The following is a 15,448-nucleotide window of genomic DNA, read 5'->3' as shown; positions in this document are numbered from 1 at the left end:
CCCAAATTATTTGCCGAGGTTGGAATGAAAATGAATTTTGCCGGGCGCACGCTGGACATGACTCAGTGCCACGTGATGGGCGTGCTGAATGTAACGCCTGATTCGTTTTCCGACGGCGGTCGGTTTGATCGTCCGCAGCAGGCTCTGGCCCATGCCCGCCAAATGGTTGAAGACGGCGCCAGTTTTATCGATGTGGGTGGCGAATCAACTCGCCCGGGCGCCAAGCCTGTCAGCTTGCAACAAGAGCTGGACCGGGTATGCCCGGTAATAGAGGCCATCGCCGGCGAACTGGACGTGGTGATTTCCATAGACACCAGCTCGCCGCAGGTGATGACTCAAGCTGCGGCTCTGGGTGCTGGGCTGATTAATGACGTGCGAGCGTTGATCCGTGAGGGCGCCTTGAAGGCTGCCGCAAACACTGGCTTGCCGGTGTGCCTGATGCACAGTCAGGGCGAGCCGGATATCATGCAGAACAACCCGCAGTATCAGGATGTGTGCGCGCAGGTCAGTTTGTTTCTGGCACAGCGAGTACTCGCGGCACAGAGCGCCGGCATTGATTCCTCAAGAATCATTCTGGATCTGGGCTTCGGTTTTGGCAAAAGCCTGGAGCATAATTTGCAACTGCTTGCGCGGGCAGAGCAATTTACTGTTTTGGGGTATCCTCTGCTGTTGGGGTTATCACGCAAATCTATGTTGGGTGCGATTACCGGTCGCAAAGTGGAAGAAAGGTTGCCGGCAAGCCTCGCTGCCGCGACAATATGTGTTTTGAAAGGCGCAAGTGTTGTGCGCGCTCATGACGTTCGGGAAACGGTAGATGTCGTTAAAATGGCGACGGCGATCAAAGGAGCAGTGTGATGTCAGGCAGGCAGTATTTTGGTACCGATGGAATTCGCGGCCACGTCGGTGAGGGCCCTATCACTCCTGAGTTCATGCTGCGTTTGGGTTGGGCTGCAGGCCAGGCGTTTAAACGCGAAGGCCAGCGCAACAGCGTAATGATCGGCAAAGACACCCGGTTGTCGGGCTACATGTTTGAATCTGCGCTGGAGGCCGGCCTGGCTGCTGCCGGGGTAGATGTAAAGCTGCTGGGTCCAATGCCAACGCCAGCTATAGCCTACCTTACGCGCACATTCCGCGCCTCGGCCGGTATTGTGATCAGTGCTTCGCACAATCCTCATTACGACAACGGTATCAAATTCTTCTCGGCAGACGGCACCAAGCTGGATGACGCCTTGGAGGCCGAAATCGAGCACTGGCTGGAACAACCGCTGACGGTGTGTGATTCAGCAGAACTAGGCAAAGCGTCGCGCATTGATGACGCTCCTGGCCGCTATATAGAATTCTGTAAAAGTACGGTGCCCAATGAATTTACTCTGGAAGGCATGAACATCGTTTTGGACTGCGCTCACGGAGCTACCTATCACGTTGCGCCAAAAGTGTTTCGTGAGTTGGGTGCAAACGTATCGGTGATTGGCGCAGCGCCCGATGGTCTTAATATTAACCTCAATGTGGGCTCCACCCACCTTGCAGGTCTTAGTCAAGCGGTTCTAGACAGAAAAGCCGATCTGGGGATAGCCTTCGATGGTGATGGTGACCGCGTGCTGATGGTCGACCGTGACGGGTCCGAGGTAGACGGCGATGAGCTGTTGTATGTGATTGCCTCACAGCGCCATGCCGAAGGCCGCTTGAAAGGCGGTGTGGTAGGTACCCTGATGACCAATCTCGGCGTTGAGTTGGCTTTGAAGGAGCTGGGCATTGAGTTTGAACGCGTCAACGTGGGTGATCGCTACGTGATGGAGCGCCTGTTGGCGAAGGGCTGGGTGCTGGGTGGCGAGGGTTCCGGCCACATGGTCATCCGTGACTGTACCAGCACCGGCGACGGTATTGTGTCGGCGCTTCAGGTGATGCTCGCTATCTGGAAATCAGGTAAAACTCTGGCTGAAATTCGCCGGGGCATGAGCAAACTGCCGCAGACCATGATCAATGTGCGAGTGACCAAGCGCTTTGACCCATTTGAGCGCGAAGATATTGTGGCCGCTGTAAGTCGCGCCGAGGCTGAACTCGGCAGTGATGGCCGGGTGTTGTTGCGGGCATCTGGCACCGAGCCGCTGATTCGAGTCATGACAGAAGGCCAGGATGCCGAGGCGATTGAACGCATTGCCCAGCAATTAGCGAAGGTCGTTGAAAGCTCGATTGCCTGAGTAGAGTCGGCGGCAAGCAGTTGTTTGGCCTTGGGGTGTGGGGTATAGTTCGCCTTTCTTTTCGGCGGACTTACGCCGCCGCTTGCGAATGAATAAAGGTGTGGTATGCGTCGTCGCATTGTAGCCGGAAATTGGAAAATGAACGGATCTCAAAGCTTGGTCAACGAGTTGGTTGGCCCGGTTGCGCAGCAGGTGCGCGAATTGGGTATTGAAGCGGTTGTTTTCCCGCCCGCGCTCTATGTTTCCGCGGTGATTCAGGCTGCCGATAGCGCGATGGCAGTGGGCGTGCAAAATGTCAGTGAAAAAGCGCAGGGCGCCTACACCGGCGAGCTTTCTGCGCCTATGGCGTCCGATGTTGGTTGCCGTTATGGTCTGGTGGGCCACTCCGAGCGACGTCAGTTGTTTGGCGAAACCGATGCCCAAGTGGCGGCGAAAACCGAGCAGCTTCTCTGCGCAGGCTTGAGCGCCATCGTGTGCGTGGGCGAAACTCTGACGCAGCGCGAAGCCGGGCAGGCCGAAGCAGTTGTTGCTGCCCAAGTGCGTGACGGTTTGAGCAAAGTAGCGCCAGAGCAATGGGGGCAGATTGTCGTTGCTTATGAGCCGGTTTGGGCCATAGGCACTGGCAAGACGGCCACCGGCAAAGACGCCCAAGCCATGCATAAGGCCATTCGTGGCGTACTGGCAGATATGGGTGCTCCGGCCGAATCCATTTCTCTGCTTTACGGCGGCAGCGTAAAAGCGGATAATGCAGCCGCACTTTTCGCTGAGCCGGATATAGACGGCGGATTGATCGGCGGTGCGTCTTTGAGTGCAACAGATTTTGTCAGTATCTGCCAGGCACTGCCGGCAGATACCCATTGTTAAAGGTTTGCGAGCGTCTTTATGGATTTAATGGAAACTTTGATCGTTGTCTTGCACGTGGTTATTGCCGTGGCCCTGGTGGGTCTGGTTTTGATCCAGCAAGGCAAGGGCGCTGACGCCGGAGCAGCTTTTGGTGGCGGAGCGTCGCAGACCGTATTTGGCAGCCAGGGTAGCGGGAGCTTTTTGACCCGCTTCACGACCTTTTTGGCCATTGCGTTTTTTGTAACAAGTTTTTCTTTGGCGATTTTTGCCAAGCAGCGTGCTGAAGTAGCGGGTGAAGTGGGTATTCCGATGGTTCAGGAGTCCACGCCTGCCGCTACAGATCCCGCCAGTGAAACCGACGGCAGGCAGAGTGATCTGCCTGGCCTGGAGTAACCGTATTGCCCAAGTGGTGAAATTGGTAGACACGCCATCTTGAGGGGGTGGTGGCGAAAGCTGTGCCGGTTCGAGTCCGGCCTTGGGCACCATTTGCAGTGAAAAAAATGGCTTGGTTCTCCAAGCCGTTTTTTTTGGTCAGTCCTTGACCAGTGAGATCTGCGGCTCTATACTCCGCCGCAGATTGGGTGCAGTCGAAGTTTGACTGGCGTCCGGCAGGCAAAGTGTCTGCTAGCATCAAGCGCTGTTTAATCGTGCTTTTTGCGAGTTCTTGCAACAAACAGCCTTTATATTGTGAGCTGTTTGACTAAGGGGCCTGGCGCATCAGGTCCTGGTGCATAAAAAGGGCTGATACACAGCCCTTTTTTTGTTTTTGTAGTCAGCAAATTCTGTATACGGAGATGGCGTAACTTGTCAGCCAAGATCAAACAGTTGGAAGACATTCTGCGGCCGGTGGTTGAAGGCCTCGGCTATGAATACTGGGGTATTGAATTCCGCGCTCGCGGCCACGAATCATTGTTGCGACTTTTTATTGATGATGTCGAAAAAGGCATCGGCATTGAAGATTGTGAAAAAGTCAGTCGCCAGGCTAGTAGTGTCATGGATGTGGAAGACCCGATACAGAGCGAATACACGCTGGAAGTGTCATCGCCTGGAATGGATCGTCCGCTGTTCGAATTGGCTCAGTATCAGGCGTTCGTCGGGCACAAAGTGCAAATTCGTTTGCGTATGGCGTTTGAAGGTCGGCGCAAGTTTCAGGGTTTGCTGAACGGTATTGAAGGCGAGGATGTGATTGTGGTGGTAGATGACCACGAATATCTGTTGCCATTCGACAGTATCGACAAGGCGAACATTGTTCCGGTGTTCGAGTGACGCGTTCTTTAGGTAGCACTCGATTTGAGTGACATTTCATCTGAGCGATGCACACGAATGCATTAAATGGACGCACAGAATATTTTAAAGGCAGGGTGATTCAATGAGTAAAGAGATCTTGCTGGTGGTCGAATCCGTCTCGAACGAAAAAGGTGTCGAGAAAGACGTGATTTTTGAAGCCATCGAATTGGCGCTGGCCACCGCCGCCAAAAAACGCTTTGAAGACGAAGACGCCGATATCCGGGTTTCGATTGATCGCCGTACCGGCGAATACGATACCTTTCGCCGCTGGCTGGTGGTCGATAACGACGCCGTTCCGGCGCTAGGCACCGAACTGACCTTTCAGGAAGCTGAAGACATCAGCCCTGACTTGCAGCCTGGCGATATGCACGAAGAACGGATTGACTCGGTCGCTTTCGGCCGCATTGGCGCTCAGGCGGCTAAACAGATCATCTTCCAAAAAGTGCGGGAAGCAGAACGTGCCAAGATTGTCGACAGCTATCGTGGTCGCGTTGGTGAGCTGGTTTCCGGCACTGTAAAGAAAGTGACCCGCGACAACGTAATAGTTGACCTGGGAAATAACGCTGAAGCGTTGCTGCCCCGCGAACATCTGATTGCACGGGAAACTTTCCGCATGGGCGACAGAGTTCGCTCTTTGCTGCTGGAAATCCGCACCGACCACCGCGGCCCGCAGCTGATTTTGAGCCGTTCTGACTCGAAGATGTTGACTGAGCTGTTCCGTATTGAAGTGCCTGAAATTGCTGAAGAGCTGATCGAGATCCGTGGCGCTGCCCGTGATCCCGGCTCGCGCGCAAAAATTGCAGTAAAAACCAACGATCGCCGTATTGATCCGGTGGGCGCTTGCGTAGGCATGCGCGGTTCTCGGGTTCAGGCCGTATCTAACGAGTTGAATGGCGAGCGTGTTGACATAGTGCTGTGGGATGACAACCCCGCGCAACTGGTCATTAACGCCATGGCGCCGGCCGAAGTAGCCTCTATTGTGATGGACGAAGACCGTCACACGATGGACGTAGCGGTTGCAGCGGATAATTTGGCTCAGGCCATTGGTCGTAACGGTCAGAACGTGCGCTTAGCCACCGAGCTAACCGGCTGGACTCTGAACGTAATGACCGAAGAGGAAGCTGGCGAGCGCCAGGAACAAGAGCAGGGCCGCCTGTTGGAGTACTTTACCAAGCATCTGGATATCGACGAAGAATTCGCCGGCGTGCTGATTGATGAAGGCTTTAGCTCAATTGAAGAAGTGGCTTACATTCCGATGGAGGAAATGCTGGCAATTGAGGGATTCGACGAAGAAACCGTCACCGAACTGCGCAAGCGCGCCAAAGACGCATTATTGAATCAGGCTCTGGCCAACGAAGAAGCGTTGGATGGTGCCGAGCCGGCTGAAGATTTGCTGGCAATGGAAGGCATAGACCGCGGCTTGGCGTTTAAGCTAGCAGGCATGGGTATACGCACCATGGAAGATCTGGCGGAGCAGTCGGTTGGTGACTTGCTTGAAATTGAAGGTATGAATGAAGAGCGTGCAGGTCAGTTAATCATGACAGCACGTGCCCCCTGGTTTGAAGACCAGGCCTAATTCGGGAGGAGGACCAGTATGGCGGAAGTAACGGTAAAACAACTGGCCGAAGATGTAGGCGCTCCCGTGGATCGTTTACTGAAGCAGATTGTGGAATCAGGCTTGAAAGCGCGTTCTGAGAACGATGCGGTTTCCAGTGACGAGAAACAGCAGCTGCTGACGTATCTGCGTAAGAACCACGGTGACAGTGAGGCTGAGCCTCAGAAAATCACGTTGAAGCGCAAAACAACCACGACGTTGAAGGCTGGCAAAGCCAAATCCGTGAATGTGGAGGTTCGCAAGCACCGCACTTATATTAAGCGCGCCGAAACGCAGCTGGAATCAGCGGAAGAGGCCGTCGTGGAAACGCCGGTAACTTCACTTGAAGCAACCACAACGGTTGAAGCACCGGAAGCTGTGATTGAAACCAAAGCTGCGGAAGCCAAGGTAGAGCAAGTTGCGGCTGAGCCAGTGGCCGCGAAGGCAGAAAAGCCGGCCGTAATAGCGCCGGAAGACATGCCGATACCGCCGCCTGAAGGCGATGGTAAAGACCGCAAGCCGAAGAAAAAGAAAGAAAAAGTTCGCGAACGTAGCGACGAAACAGATAACGACGACGGCAAGCCGAAGAAGAAATCGGCAGGCCACCGTGGCCCTCGCAGCCGCACTCAGGATTCGCCACGGGCTACCTCGGACGACGAAGACACCAAGCTGCGCAAGCCGCTGCGTTCGAAAAAGAAACCTAAAGAGAAGCAACACGCCTTCGAGAGGCCGACCAAACCTATGGTCAAAGAAGTAGAAGTTCCCGAATTGATCACAGTGGGCGATCTTGCCCACCTTATGTCTGTGAAATCCGTTGACGTGATCAAAACCCTTATGGGTATGGGCGTAATGGCCACTATTAATCAGCCCCTGGAGCAGGAAACTGCAGTCCTTGTGGTGAACGAACTGGGCCATACCGCTAGAGCCATCAGCGACGACGCCTTTGAAGAGGCTGTGCTGAGCGAATTCAGCAGCCAGGAAGGCCAAGAACAGGTTAAACGCGCACCGGTTGTCAGCGTAATGGGTCACGTTGACCATGGTAAAACCTCGCTGCTGGATTACATCCGCCGCACCAAGGTTGCGTCTGGCGAAACTGGCGGCATTACCCAGCACATTGGTGCGTATCACGTAAAAACCGATCACGGCATGGTTTCCTTTCTGGATACCCCGGGCCACGCGGCGTTTACCGCCATGCGTGCTCGCGGTGCCCAGTGTACCGACATCGTGATTTTGGTAGTGGCGTCTGACGACGGCGTTATGCCGCAGACCAAAGAAGCGGTTGAACACGCTCGTGCAGCCGGTGTGCCCATCGTGGTAGCGATTACCAAGATGGACAAAGAAGATGCCGATCTGGATCGTGTCAAAAACGAGTTGTCTGCCATTAACGTGATTCCGGAAGAATGGGGCGGTGACGTACAGTTCGTGCCTATTTCTTCCAAGACCGGTGATGGCGTCGACAATCTGCTGGAAGCGGTATTGCTGCAAGCTGAAATTCTAGAGCTGCAGGCGTCGCCGTCTGCACCCGCCCAAGGCGTTGTGGTTGAATCCAGCCTAGAGCGTGGCCGCGGTTCAGTGGCTACCGTACTGGTTCAGAACGGTACTCTGCGCCAGGGTGATATGGTTGTTGCAGGTTCTTTCTTCGGGAAAGTACGTGCAATGACCGACGAAGCTGGCAAGCAGGTTAAAGATGCAGGCCCTTCTATTCCGGTAGAAGTTCTGGGCTTGAATGGCACGCCTAACGCTGGTGACGAATTCTTCGTTGTAGCCGATGAGCGCAAGGCCAAAGAGCTGGCTGAGTTCCGCCACGTTCGTGAGCGCGAACAGCGTTTACAGCGTCAGCAGGCAGCCAAACTGGAAAATCTGTTTGAGAACATGGGCAAAGACCAGGTGAAAACCCTGAACGTGGTATTGAAAACTGACGTTCGTGGTTCGCTGGAAGCCATTACCCGTTCACTGCAGGATCTGGGCAACGAAGAAGTACAGGTGAAGATTGTATCTTCTGGTGTTGGCGGCATAGCCGAAACCGACATCAGCCTGGCCTTGGCCACCAGTGCCGTGATCTTTGGCTTTAACGTGCGCGCCGATAATGCCGCCAAGCGCCTGGTTGAACAGGAAGGCCTGGATCTGCGTTATTACAGCATTATTTACAACCTGCTGGACGACGTTAAAGCGGCTCTGACTGGCATGTTGGCACCGGAATTCCGCGAAGACATCATCGGCATTGCCGACGTACGCGACGTGTTCCGTTCGCCGAAGTTTGGCCAGGTGGCCGGTTGTATGGTGACTGAAGGCAACGTGTACCGTAACAAACCGATTCGCGTACTGCGTGACAACGTGGTGATCTTTGAAGGCGAGCTGGAATCCCTGCGCCGCTTCAAGGACGACGTGCCAGAAGTACGTAACGGCATGGAATGCGGTATTGGCGTGAAAGGCTACGACGTGAAAATGGGCGACCAAATCGAAGTATTCGATCGTATTCGGGTTGAGCGCAAGCTTGAATCCACGGGGGCGTAATGGCTAGAGAGTTCAGTCGTATTGATCGCATTGGCGATCAGATGCAGCGAGAACTGGCCCAGCTCATCCAGCGGGAAATCAAAGACCCGCGGGTGGGTATGATTACGGTCAATGCCGTTAAGGTAAGCCGTGATTTGGGTTACGCCGACATTTACGTGTCCTTGCTGACTACTGAAGAGCTTGGCGCAGAGTCGCCAGAGGTGAAAGAATCTCTGGCGGTACTGAACAAGGCATCCGGGTTTCTGCGCGGCCAGGTTGGCCGTGCGATGAAGCTGCGTGTGGTGCCTCTCCTGCGCTTTCATTTTGATGAGTTGCAGGGTTACAGCCGCCGCCTGGATGGCCTGATTCGCAAAGCCGTGGGTGATCAGCCCGCGGTAGGTGATGACGGCGACAGCGCTGATAACAGTGCCGCCGATGGCGATGTTGATGGTCAAAACAATCCGGAGTCCAGCGTTTGAGCCGCCGACACAAAGGCCGTGATGTCAGTGGCATTTTGGTGATCGACAAGCCCCAGGGTTTAACCTCCAATGGCATTTTGCAGCAGGTTAAGCGGTTGTATGGGGCGGCCAAAGCCGGCCACACCGGAGCTTTAGATCCGCTGGCCACCGGTGTGCTACCGTTGTGCTTTGGCGAGGCCACCAAGTTTTCGCAGACCATGCTAGACAGCGACAAAGCTTACATTGCTACCGCCCGCTTGGGCGAACGCACCGAAACCGGTGATAGCGAAGGCTCTGTGGTAGAAAATCGACCCGTGCCGGAAGGCCTGACCGCCGACGTTTTAGAGCCTCTGTTGGACCGCTTTCGTGGCGATATCCAGCAGGTGCCTTCTATGTACTCGGCTCTCAAGCATAAGGGCCGCCCGTTGTACGAGTACGCTCGTCAAGGCATCGAAATTGAGCGCCCTGCGCGCCCGGTCACTATTTACAGTTTGGAATTGTTGGCTATTCGCGATAACGAAATGGACATTGCGGTTAAGTGCACAAAAGGCACCTATATCCGTTCGCTGGTGGAAGACATCGGTGAAGCCATTGGTTGTGGCGCCCATGTGGTTGCACTGCGCCGTACCCTGGCCGCAGGCTTTACATTGGCCGACGCCCACGACGTACCGGGGATGGAAGCCATGCGCGAGCGTGAAGAAAGCCTGGACGGCTTGCTGGTAGCGCCAGACGCGGCACTCAGCATGTTTCCCGAACACCGCCTGAGCGGACCGGTGCTGGTGTCGATATTGAATGGCCAAGCAGTTAGAATAGAAGCTCAGCTTGAACAGGGTTACGTGCGCGTTTATGGCAATCAAGACTTTGTTGGGCTGGCAGAAGCATTCCCGGACAGTGAGGGTACCCAGCTGGTGCCTAAGCGTCTGGTTAAAACCGGCGGCCGCCTGTAGGCGAGCCGTTTAGCCAAGCTGTAGAGATGCGCGGTTCGGCTGTATTTTTAAGCATCGCAATATATTGAGGTGGTTTATGGCACTTTCTGCCAACGAGAAAGCTCAGATTGTTAAAGATTACCAGCAGGCTGAAAGCGATACCGGTTCTCCTGAAGTTCAGGTTGCACTGCTTAGCGCTAACATCAACAAGCTGCAGGGTCACTTCAAGATCAACAAGCAAGACCACCATTCACGCCGCGGTCTGATCCGTATGGTAAACCAGCGTCGTAAGCTGCTGGATTACCTGAAAGGCAAAAGTGCTGATCGTTATCTTGAGCTGATCAAGCGTTTGGGTCTGCGTCGCTAATCTGTTTCGACGGCCTGAGAGCTGGGGTATGGTTATTTTCCCTGGCTGACCAACCGGCGGTGGTGCTTGCAAGAGCGTTGCCGCCGGTTGTGTTTTTTTGTGTAGCGCAGAACAGCAGTTACCCACATGGGTGAGTAATTGAATCAATCGGAAAGATATTCAGGAGTTTTTTGTGGAACCTAAACCCGTAACTAAAACGTTCGAACTTGGTGGCAAAACCGTTACTTTGGAAACTGGCCGTATTGCCCGCCAGGCCACCGGTGCCGTACTCGTAACCATCGACGATATTTCTGTGCTGGGCGCCGTTGTAGGTGCCAAAGAAGCCAAGCCTGGTCAGGGCTTCTTTCCGCTGACCGTTAACTACACCGAAAAAACCTACTCTGTGGGTAAAATTCCCGGTGGTTTCTTTAAGCGTGAAGCGCGTCCTACCGAAAAAGAGACGCTGACGTCACGCCTGATCGACCGTCCGATTCGTCCGCTGTTTCCTAATGGTTTCATGAACGAAGTCCAGGTTGTGCTGACCGTTATGTCAGCCAACAAAACTCAGGATCCGGACATTGCTGCCATGCTGGCGGCTTCTGCGGCCCTGGCTATTTCTGGCATTCCATTTGAAGGCCCCATTGGTGCTTCCCGCGTTGGCTTTACCAACGAGCGTGGCTACTTCCTGAACCCGACTCACGAAGAGCGTTCAACTTCGCTGCTGGACATGATCGTTGCCGGCACCGAAGACGCCGTATTGATGGTGGAATCGCAAGCTAAAAGCCTGACTGAAGACCAAATGCTGGGCGCCGTGCTGTTTGCCCACCAGGAAATGCAGTCTGCCGTTATCGCCATTAAAGAATTTGCCGCTGAAATTGGCAAGCCCCGCTGGGAATGGCAGGCTGAAGCCGTAAACGTCGAACTGATGGGCGCTATCAAGGCAGATTTCGCTGACGCGATCGCAGAAGCCTACAGCATCCGCGATAAAATGGACCGTTATGCGCGGCTGGGCGAGATCAAATCCGCCGCCATCGCGAAACTGGCCGGTGACGAAGACGGCAAATACTCTGCTGAAGACGTGAAAAAGTGCTTCGGCAAGACCGAAAAGCACGTTGTTCGCCAGCAAGTTATTGACGGCAAGCCGCGTATTGACGGACGGGACACCAAAACCGTGCGCCCGATCAAAATCGAAGTGGGCATTCTGCCGGGTGCTCACGGCTCTGCGCTGTTCACCCGTGGCGAAACCCAGGCCATCGTGACCACCACGCTGGGCACGTCGCGCGACATGCAGATTATTGACGCGCTGGAAGGCGAAAGCAAAGACCCGTTCCTGTTCCATTACAACTTCCCCCCGTACTCCGTTGGCGAAGCTGGCCGTATGATGGGCCCCGGCCGTCGTGAAATTGGTCACGGACGCCTGGCCAAGCGCGGCCTACTGGCGGTAATGCCAACGGTTGAAGAGTTCCCGTACACCATTCGTGCGGTGTCTGAAATCACCGAATCCAACGGTTCCAGCTCTATGGCATCGGTGTGTGGTTCCAGTCTGGCATTGATGGACGCAGGCGTGCCTATCAAGTCTGCCGTAGCCGGTATTGCCATGGGTCTGGTTAAAGAAGGCGATAAGTTCGCCATCCTGACCGACATCCTGGGCGATGAAGATCACCTTGGCGACATGGACTTTAAAGTAGCCGGTACTAAAGAAGGTATCACCGCGCTGCAGATGGACATCAAGATCAACGGTATTACCGACGAGATCATGGAACTGGCCCTGGAGCAAGCCTACGGCGCTCGCCAGCATATCCTTGGCGAGATGAACAAGGTGATTGCGGCTTCGCGTACCGAGCTGTCATCACGTGCGCCTAGCATCACCACCATCAAGATCAATCCTGAGAAAATCCGTGACGTGATCGGTAAGGGCGGTTCTACTATCCGTTCTATCTGTGAAGAAACCGGTGCGTCTATTGATCTGGACGACGACGGCAACGTGAAAATCTACGCCGACAACATGGAAGCGGCGCAGGCTGCGGTTAAGCGGGTTATGGAAATTACCGCTGAAATCGAAGTGGGCGCTATCTACCAGGGTCGCGTTGAGCGCATCGTCGACTTCGGCGCGTTTGTAAACATTCTGCCGGGCAAAGATGGCCTGGTTCACATCTCTCAGATTTCTGATCGTCGCATTGAAAACGTGACCGACGAGCTGAAGGAAGGCCAAGAAGTTCTGGTTAAAGTGCTGGATGTAGACAACCGTGGCCGCGTTAAGCTGTCTATGAAGGAAGTGAAAGAAGGCGAGAAACCGACTGACCTTTCTGCGTGATGGTTTGATGGCGTGGTGACGGACTTAAGTCTGTCCCCAAGCCTGATATAAAAAAACCCGCCTTTCCGTTGGATTGGCGGGTTTTTTGTTTTCTGCCTTTTAAGACTGGGGCCGTTATTGAGAGTGGCAGCAAGTGGGCGGGGGCCGTTCAAAGCACGCTGTGAATACGTCCCTGTACGCTTGGGCTCCGCCATCCATGGCTCCGTACAGCTTTGACCGACCCTCGCCCACTTGCTGTTTAGAGTTCTTTCTTCTCGCCGGCTTTCCTTAAGAAATTGACCAGGCTTTTTTGATATTCCGGCAGGGCAAACGTCGCCACGTGGGGCGTGTCGGTCTGCAGAAAATTCTTCGGCTCTTTCGCAGCCTGATACAGGGTTTCGCCGTTGGCAAAGGGGATAACGCCGTCGAGCACGCTGTGAATCATTAGCAGTGGTGTAGGGCTGATACGGCCGATGTAGTCGGTCCCTTCATAGTCGTTGGGGATGGTCCAACTTAGAGGGGCCTGTAGCGGCCAGGTAAGCCAGAAGCTGGCGAGTTTGTCGCGGGCAATGGCGCGAAAGCCGGCAAAGGTGCCGTCGAGGATAACGCCATCCAAGGGTGGTTGTTCGTTACGTTGCTGCCACTCGGCCGCCAGAGGGATGGCGAGGGCGCCGCCCAGGCTTTGGCCGAGCAGGAAGATCGGTTTGCCTTGGGTTTGTGGCTGCTGGATTAGCCAGCGCATTCCGCTTTCTACATCGTGCAGGGCACCTTCAATATCCGGCGAACCGGTTGAGCGGCCATAGCCGCGGTAATCCAGCGCAAATACGTTGTAACCTTCGGCTGGCAGCCAGGCTACGTTCATGATGTGGCTGCTGATGTTCTGGGCGTTGCCGTGCAGGTAGTAAACCGTGCCTTTCGCGTTTTTTCCAGATGCTATGTCGCCTTCGCTCGGCGGTTTGGTTACGGCTGGCAACCACCAGCCGTGTAACACTTCGCCGTCTGCGGTATTGATGAAGGCATCGCTGTATTCCAGATTCAGCCGATCCGGTGTTATGTAAGTGGTCTGGTCGGGGAAAAAGAACAGGCCACTGCAACCGCTCAGCGAGAAACTAGCAGCCATTAAGCCAATCAGAAGTAGGCGTGCAGGCCGGCTTGCCATGTGTTTTGCATCCTGTCGAAGTGGTCTTCACGGTTAAACTCGGCGAACACGCTGAATTCACGGCCAAGATGCCAGCTGGCTTTGCCATAAAGCTGGTCCTGGCGATGTTGGTTGCTGACAATCCAGGCTTTGGTTTTCACTCCGGCCATTAGGCTGAAGCGTGGGTTCTGGTGCAGGAATCCGAGGTCAGCGCCGGGAGCTGCATCGTAACCGCGACCCAGGTCATTATCGATTTCAAGATCCGCCGTTGCCAGGGCAAATGCTTGCGTGTTGCTAGCGATACGCCAGCTGCCGCCGGCCCCGCCGTCCAGATAGGGCGCCAGAACCCTCTCACGCCCCGTATCCGTGCGTCTGCCGCCAAAGCTGACCTGCCACGACAGGGGCGAGAAAAAGCGGTTGCGAGGGCTGATAGAACGTATCTCTACGCCAGTCAGTTTTTCCAGCTGTAGCTCGTCGTTATCTGTGTAATAGCGGGCGTCCAGCCTTAAAAACTGCAGCTGCGCACCAGGGCGGTAACCTTCGGGTGGGTCCAGAAGGTCGTGATAGGCCGGGCGGAATGTCAGCTGGCTAAAATTGCGACTCGAACCTCCAACCTCTGTCCTCCCGCTGCCCAAGCTAAGGCGGAAGGTGTTGTGGCCCTGGTCGTCGCGCACGGCGGGTTCTGGTGGCGGTGGCGGATAGACAGCGTTGAGCGAGCTGCGCTCGCGTAATAAAGCGTGGGATAGGGGCGCCGCAAAGTCCCTTGGCCAGCCGTCGGCCTCGCTCTGGTAGCGCACGTAATCGTAAGTGGCGTCGAGCACGGCAGCTCGATCAGTCTCGTTTAGTGCCATTAGTTCCGGGCTGTTGGGTTTTAGATAACCGTTGGCGAGGGCAGAAGCTATAAGCTGTTGTTGCGCACTCAGAGAATCCAGAGAGTGGCTTACTGCCGTGGCGGCAGAGGCACGATATTCCACATGACCAACTAGATTTTTGTCGATAACCCAGCGCACGGTGTCTGAGGGAATAGCGTGGGTGTTTACTTCGTCCAACAGGTTGGTGCCCGGCCGCGCCACATCAATTAGCGCTAGCAGGCGGTAAGCGCAGTTCTCGTCAAAAAAGTAATAATCAAAATTCTTGTCCTGAATTTCCCAAGCGTGAGCGGTCATTCTGTCGACCTCGCTTTGCTTCAGGTTTAAATGATATTCCCACAAATCCCGATGTTCAATATCCGAGTACAGACGGATCTTTTCGTAGTAGGGCCGAACCGTGGTAATGCCCGGGTAGCCACCAAAAATACCGCGATAGGCAAACATCAGCTCACCGTCGTGAGCGGCGGCATCGGCGGCGTAGGAAATGGTGTTGGCCAGTAGCAGGTCGGTGTCGTTGTCATCTTGAGGCGGGTCCAGGCGCAGAAACGTATGGCCGAACATAGACGACGGACTGTTTAGATAAGAGGCAGCAAACACCAGGGTCACGGTTTCCGTATTGAGCTCGTTTTGCCATTGCTGATACGCCGGGCAATCAACCGCAGGCAAATGCAAGTTCAGCTCTTGTTGCAGCCACGTTGATCGGGCTGGAAATCGGCAGCGCGCGTGCCGGTCTCCGCCGCCCGGCTGTTGAATGGCCGTTAGCGTGGCCGTTAATTCAGCTTCTGGGGATAGCTTGCCGTCGACACTGAGAAAAAATGCATCATCGTCGGCCTGGCTTTTGTAATCGCTGCTCAGGCTTGGCTGGTGGTAGTGGCCCAGTGTCAGCCAGCCTGGCGACAGATATAGACCGGCGGGCACGCTGACTGTTTCAGCCAGGGCAGGCATTGATAGCAACGAGAACAAGACTGCGGCTGTTCCAGAACAAAAAGTTTGGCCCATGGCA

Annotated in this window: 13 protein-coding genes and 1 tRNA gene; 12 read left to right on the top strand and 2 right to left on the bottom strand. The window is 54.9% G+C overall.

The annotated features are described in order from the left end of the window. Positions 1-24: 24 nt before the first annotated feature. The 12 genes from folP (at position 25) to pnp (ending at position 12,459) form a co-directional block, all read left to right on the top strand. On the top strand, positions 25-855 hold the full coding sequence (gene folP / locus ABA45_RS15830; protein WP_048387750.1) for a dihydropteroate synthase: 831 nt from the start codon (positions 25-27) through the stop codon (positions 853-855). Continuing rightward, positions 855-2,198, top strand: coding sequence for a phosphoglucosamine mutase (gene glmM, locus ABA45_RS15825; RefSeq protein WP_048387747.1), 1,344 nt, complete (start codon positions 855-857; stop codon positions 2,196-2,198). Before folP ends, glmM begins: the two co-directional genes overlap by 1 nt. A gap of 105 nt (positions 2,199-2,303) precedes the next feature. Beyond that, positions 2,304-3,062 carry a triose-phosphate isomerase gene (tpiA, locus tag ABA45_RS15820; protein WP_084708367.1) on the top strand — a complete coding sequence of 253 codons (759 nt, stop codon included), beginning with the start codon at positions 2,304-2,306 and terminating at the stop codon, positions 3,060-3,062. A gap of 18 nt (positions 3,063-3,080) precedes the next feature. Further along, positions 3,081-3,434, top strand: coding sequence for a preprotein translocase subunit SecG (secG, locus tag ABA45_RS15815; RefSeq protein WP_048387743.1), 354 nt, complete (start codon positions 3,081-3,083; stop codon positions 3,432-3,434). A gap of 7 nt (positions 3,435-3,441) precedes the next feature. Beyond that, a tRNA-Leu gene (locus ABA45_RS15810) sits at positions 3,442-3,526 on the top strand. A gap of 319 nt (positions 3,527-3,845) precedes the next feature. Next, the gene (gene rimP / locus ABA45_RS15805; protein WP_048387741.1) at positions 3,846-4,307 is read left to right on the top strand and encodes a ribosome maturation factor RimP; all 462 of its coding nucleotides are present in this window, start codon (positions 3,846-3,848) and stop codon (positions 4,305-4,307) included. Positions 4,308-4,410: 103 nt separating this feature from the next. Beyond that, positions 4,411-5,904, top strand: a complete 1,494-nt coding sequence (nusA, locus tag ABA45_RS15800; RefSeq protein ID WP_048387739.1) for a transcription termination factor NusA — start codon at positions 4,411-4,413, stop codon at positions 5,902-5,904. Between the two features lie 18 nt (positions 5,905-5,922). Further along, positions 5,923-8,436 carry a translation initiation factor IF-2 gene (gene infB, locus ABA45_RS15795; protein WP_048387737.1) on the top strand — a complete coding sequence of 838 codons (2,514 nt, stop codon included), beginning with the start codon at positions 5,923-5,925 and terminating at the stop codon, positions 8,434-8,436. Continuing rightward, positions 8,436-8,894, top strand: a complete 459-nt coding sequence (gene rbfA / locus ABA45_RS15790) for a 30S ribosome-binding factor RbfA (RefSeq protein WP_048387735.1) — start codon at positions 8,436-8,438, stop codon at positions 8,892-8,894. Before infB ends, rbfA begins: the two co-directional genes overlap by 1 nt. Beyond that, entirely contained in the window at positions 8,891-9,820 is a 930-nt protein-coding gene (truB, locus tag ABA45_RS15785; protein WP_048387733.1) for a tRNA pseudouridine(55) synthase TruB, read from the top strand. The genes rbfA and truB overlap by 4 nt, the downstream gene beginning before the upstream one ends. 76 nt (positions 9,821-9,896) lie before the next feature. Further along, positions 9,897-10,166: a 30S ribosomal protein S15 gene (gene rpsO, locus ABA45_RS15780; RefSeq protein ID WP_014872614.1), complete on the top strand. Its 270-nt coding sequence runs from the start codon at positions 9,897-9,899 to the stop codon at positions 10,164-10,166. Between the two features lie 172 nt (positions 10,167-10,338). Continuing rightward, complete coding sequence (pnp, locus tag ABA45_RS15775; protein WP_048387730.1) at positions 10,339-12,459, top strand: polyribonucleotide nucleotidyltransferase; 2,121 nt, start codon at positions 10,339-10,341, stop codon at positions 12,457-12,459. Positions 12,460-12,697: 238 nt separating this feature from the next. On the opposite strand, the gene ABA45_RS15770 is transcribed toward pnp, so the two are convergent. Both ABA45_RS15770 and ABA45_RS15765 read right to left on the bottom strand, forming a co-directional pair. Continuing rightward, on the bottom strand, positions 12,698-13,597 hold the full coding sequence (locus tag ABA45_RS15770; RefSeq protein WP_048387727.1) for an alpha/beta hydrolase: 900 nt from the start codon (positions 13,595-13,597) through the stop codon (positions 12,698-12,700). Further along, complete coding sequence (locus tag ABA45_RS15765; RefSeq protein ID WP_227506056.1) at positions 13,567-15,390, bottom strand: Lnb N-terminal periplasmic domain-containing protein; 1,824 nt, start codon at positions 15,388-15,390, stop codon at positions 13,567-13,569. The genes ABA45_RS15770 and ABA45_RS15765 overlap by 31 nt, the downstream gene beginning before the upstream one ends. Positions 15,391-15,448 lie beyond the last annotated feature (58 nt).

The sequence above is a fragment of the Marinobacter psychrophilus genome, assembly GCF_001043175.1.
In the GTDB taxonomy this organism is placed as follows: domain Bacteria; phylum Pseudomonadota; class Gammaproteobacteria; order Pseudomonadales; family Oleiphilaceae; genus Marinobacter; species Marinobacter psychrophilus.
This window is presented reverse-complemented; position numbering and strand designations above follow the sequence as displayed.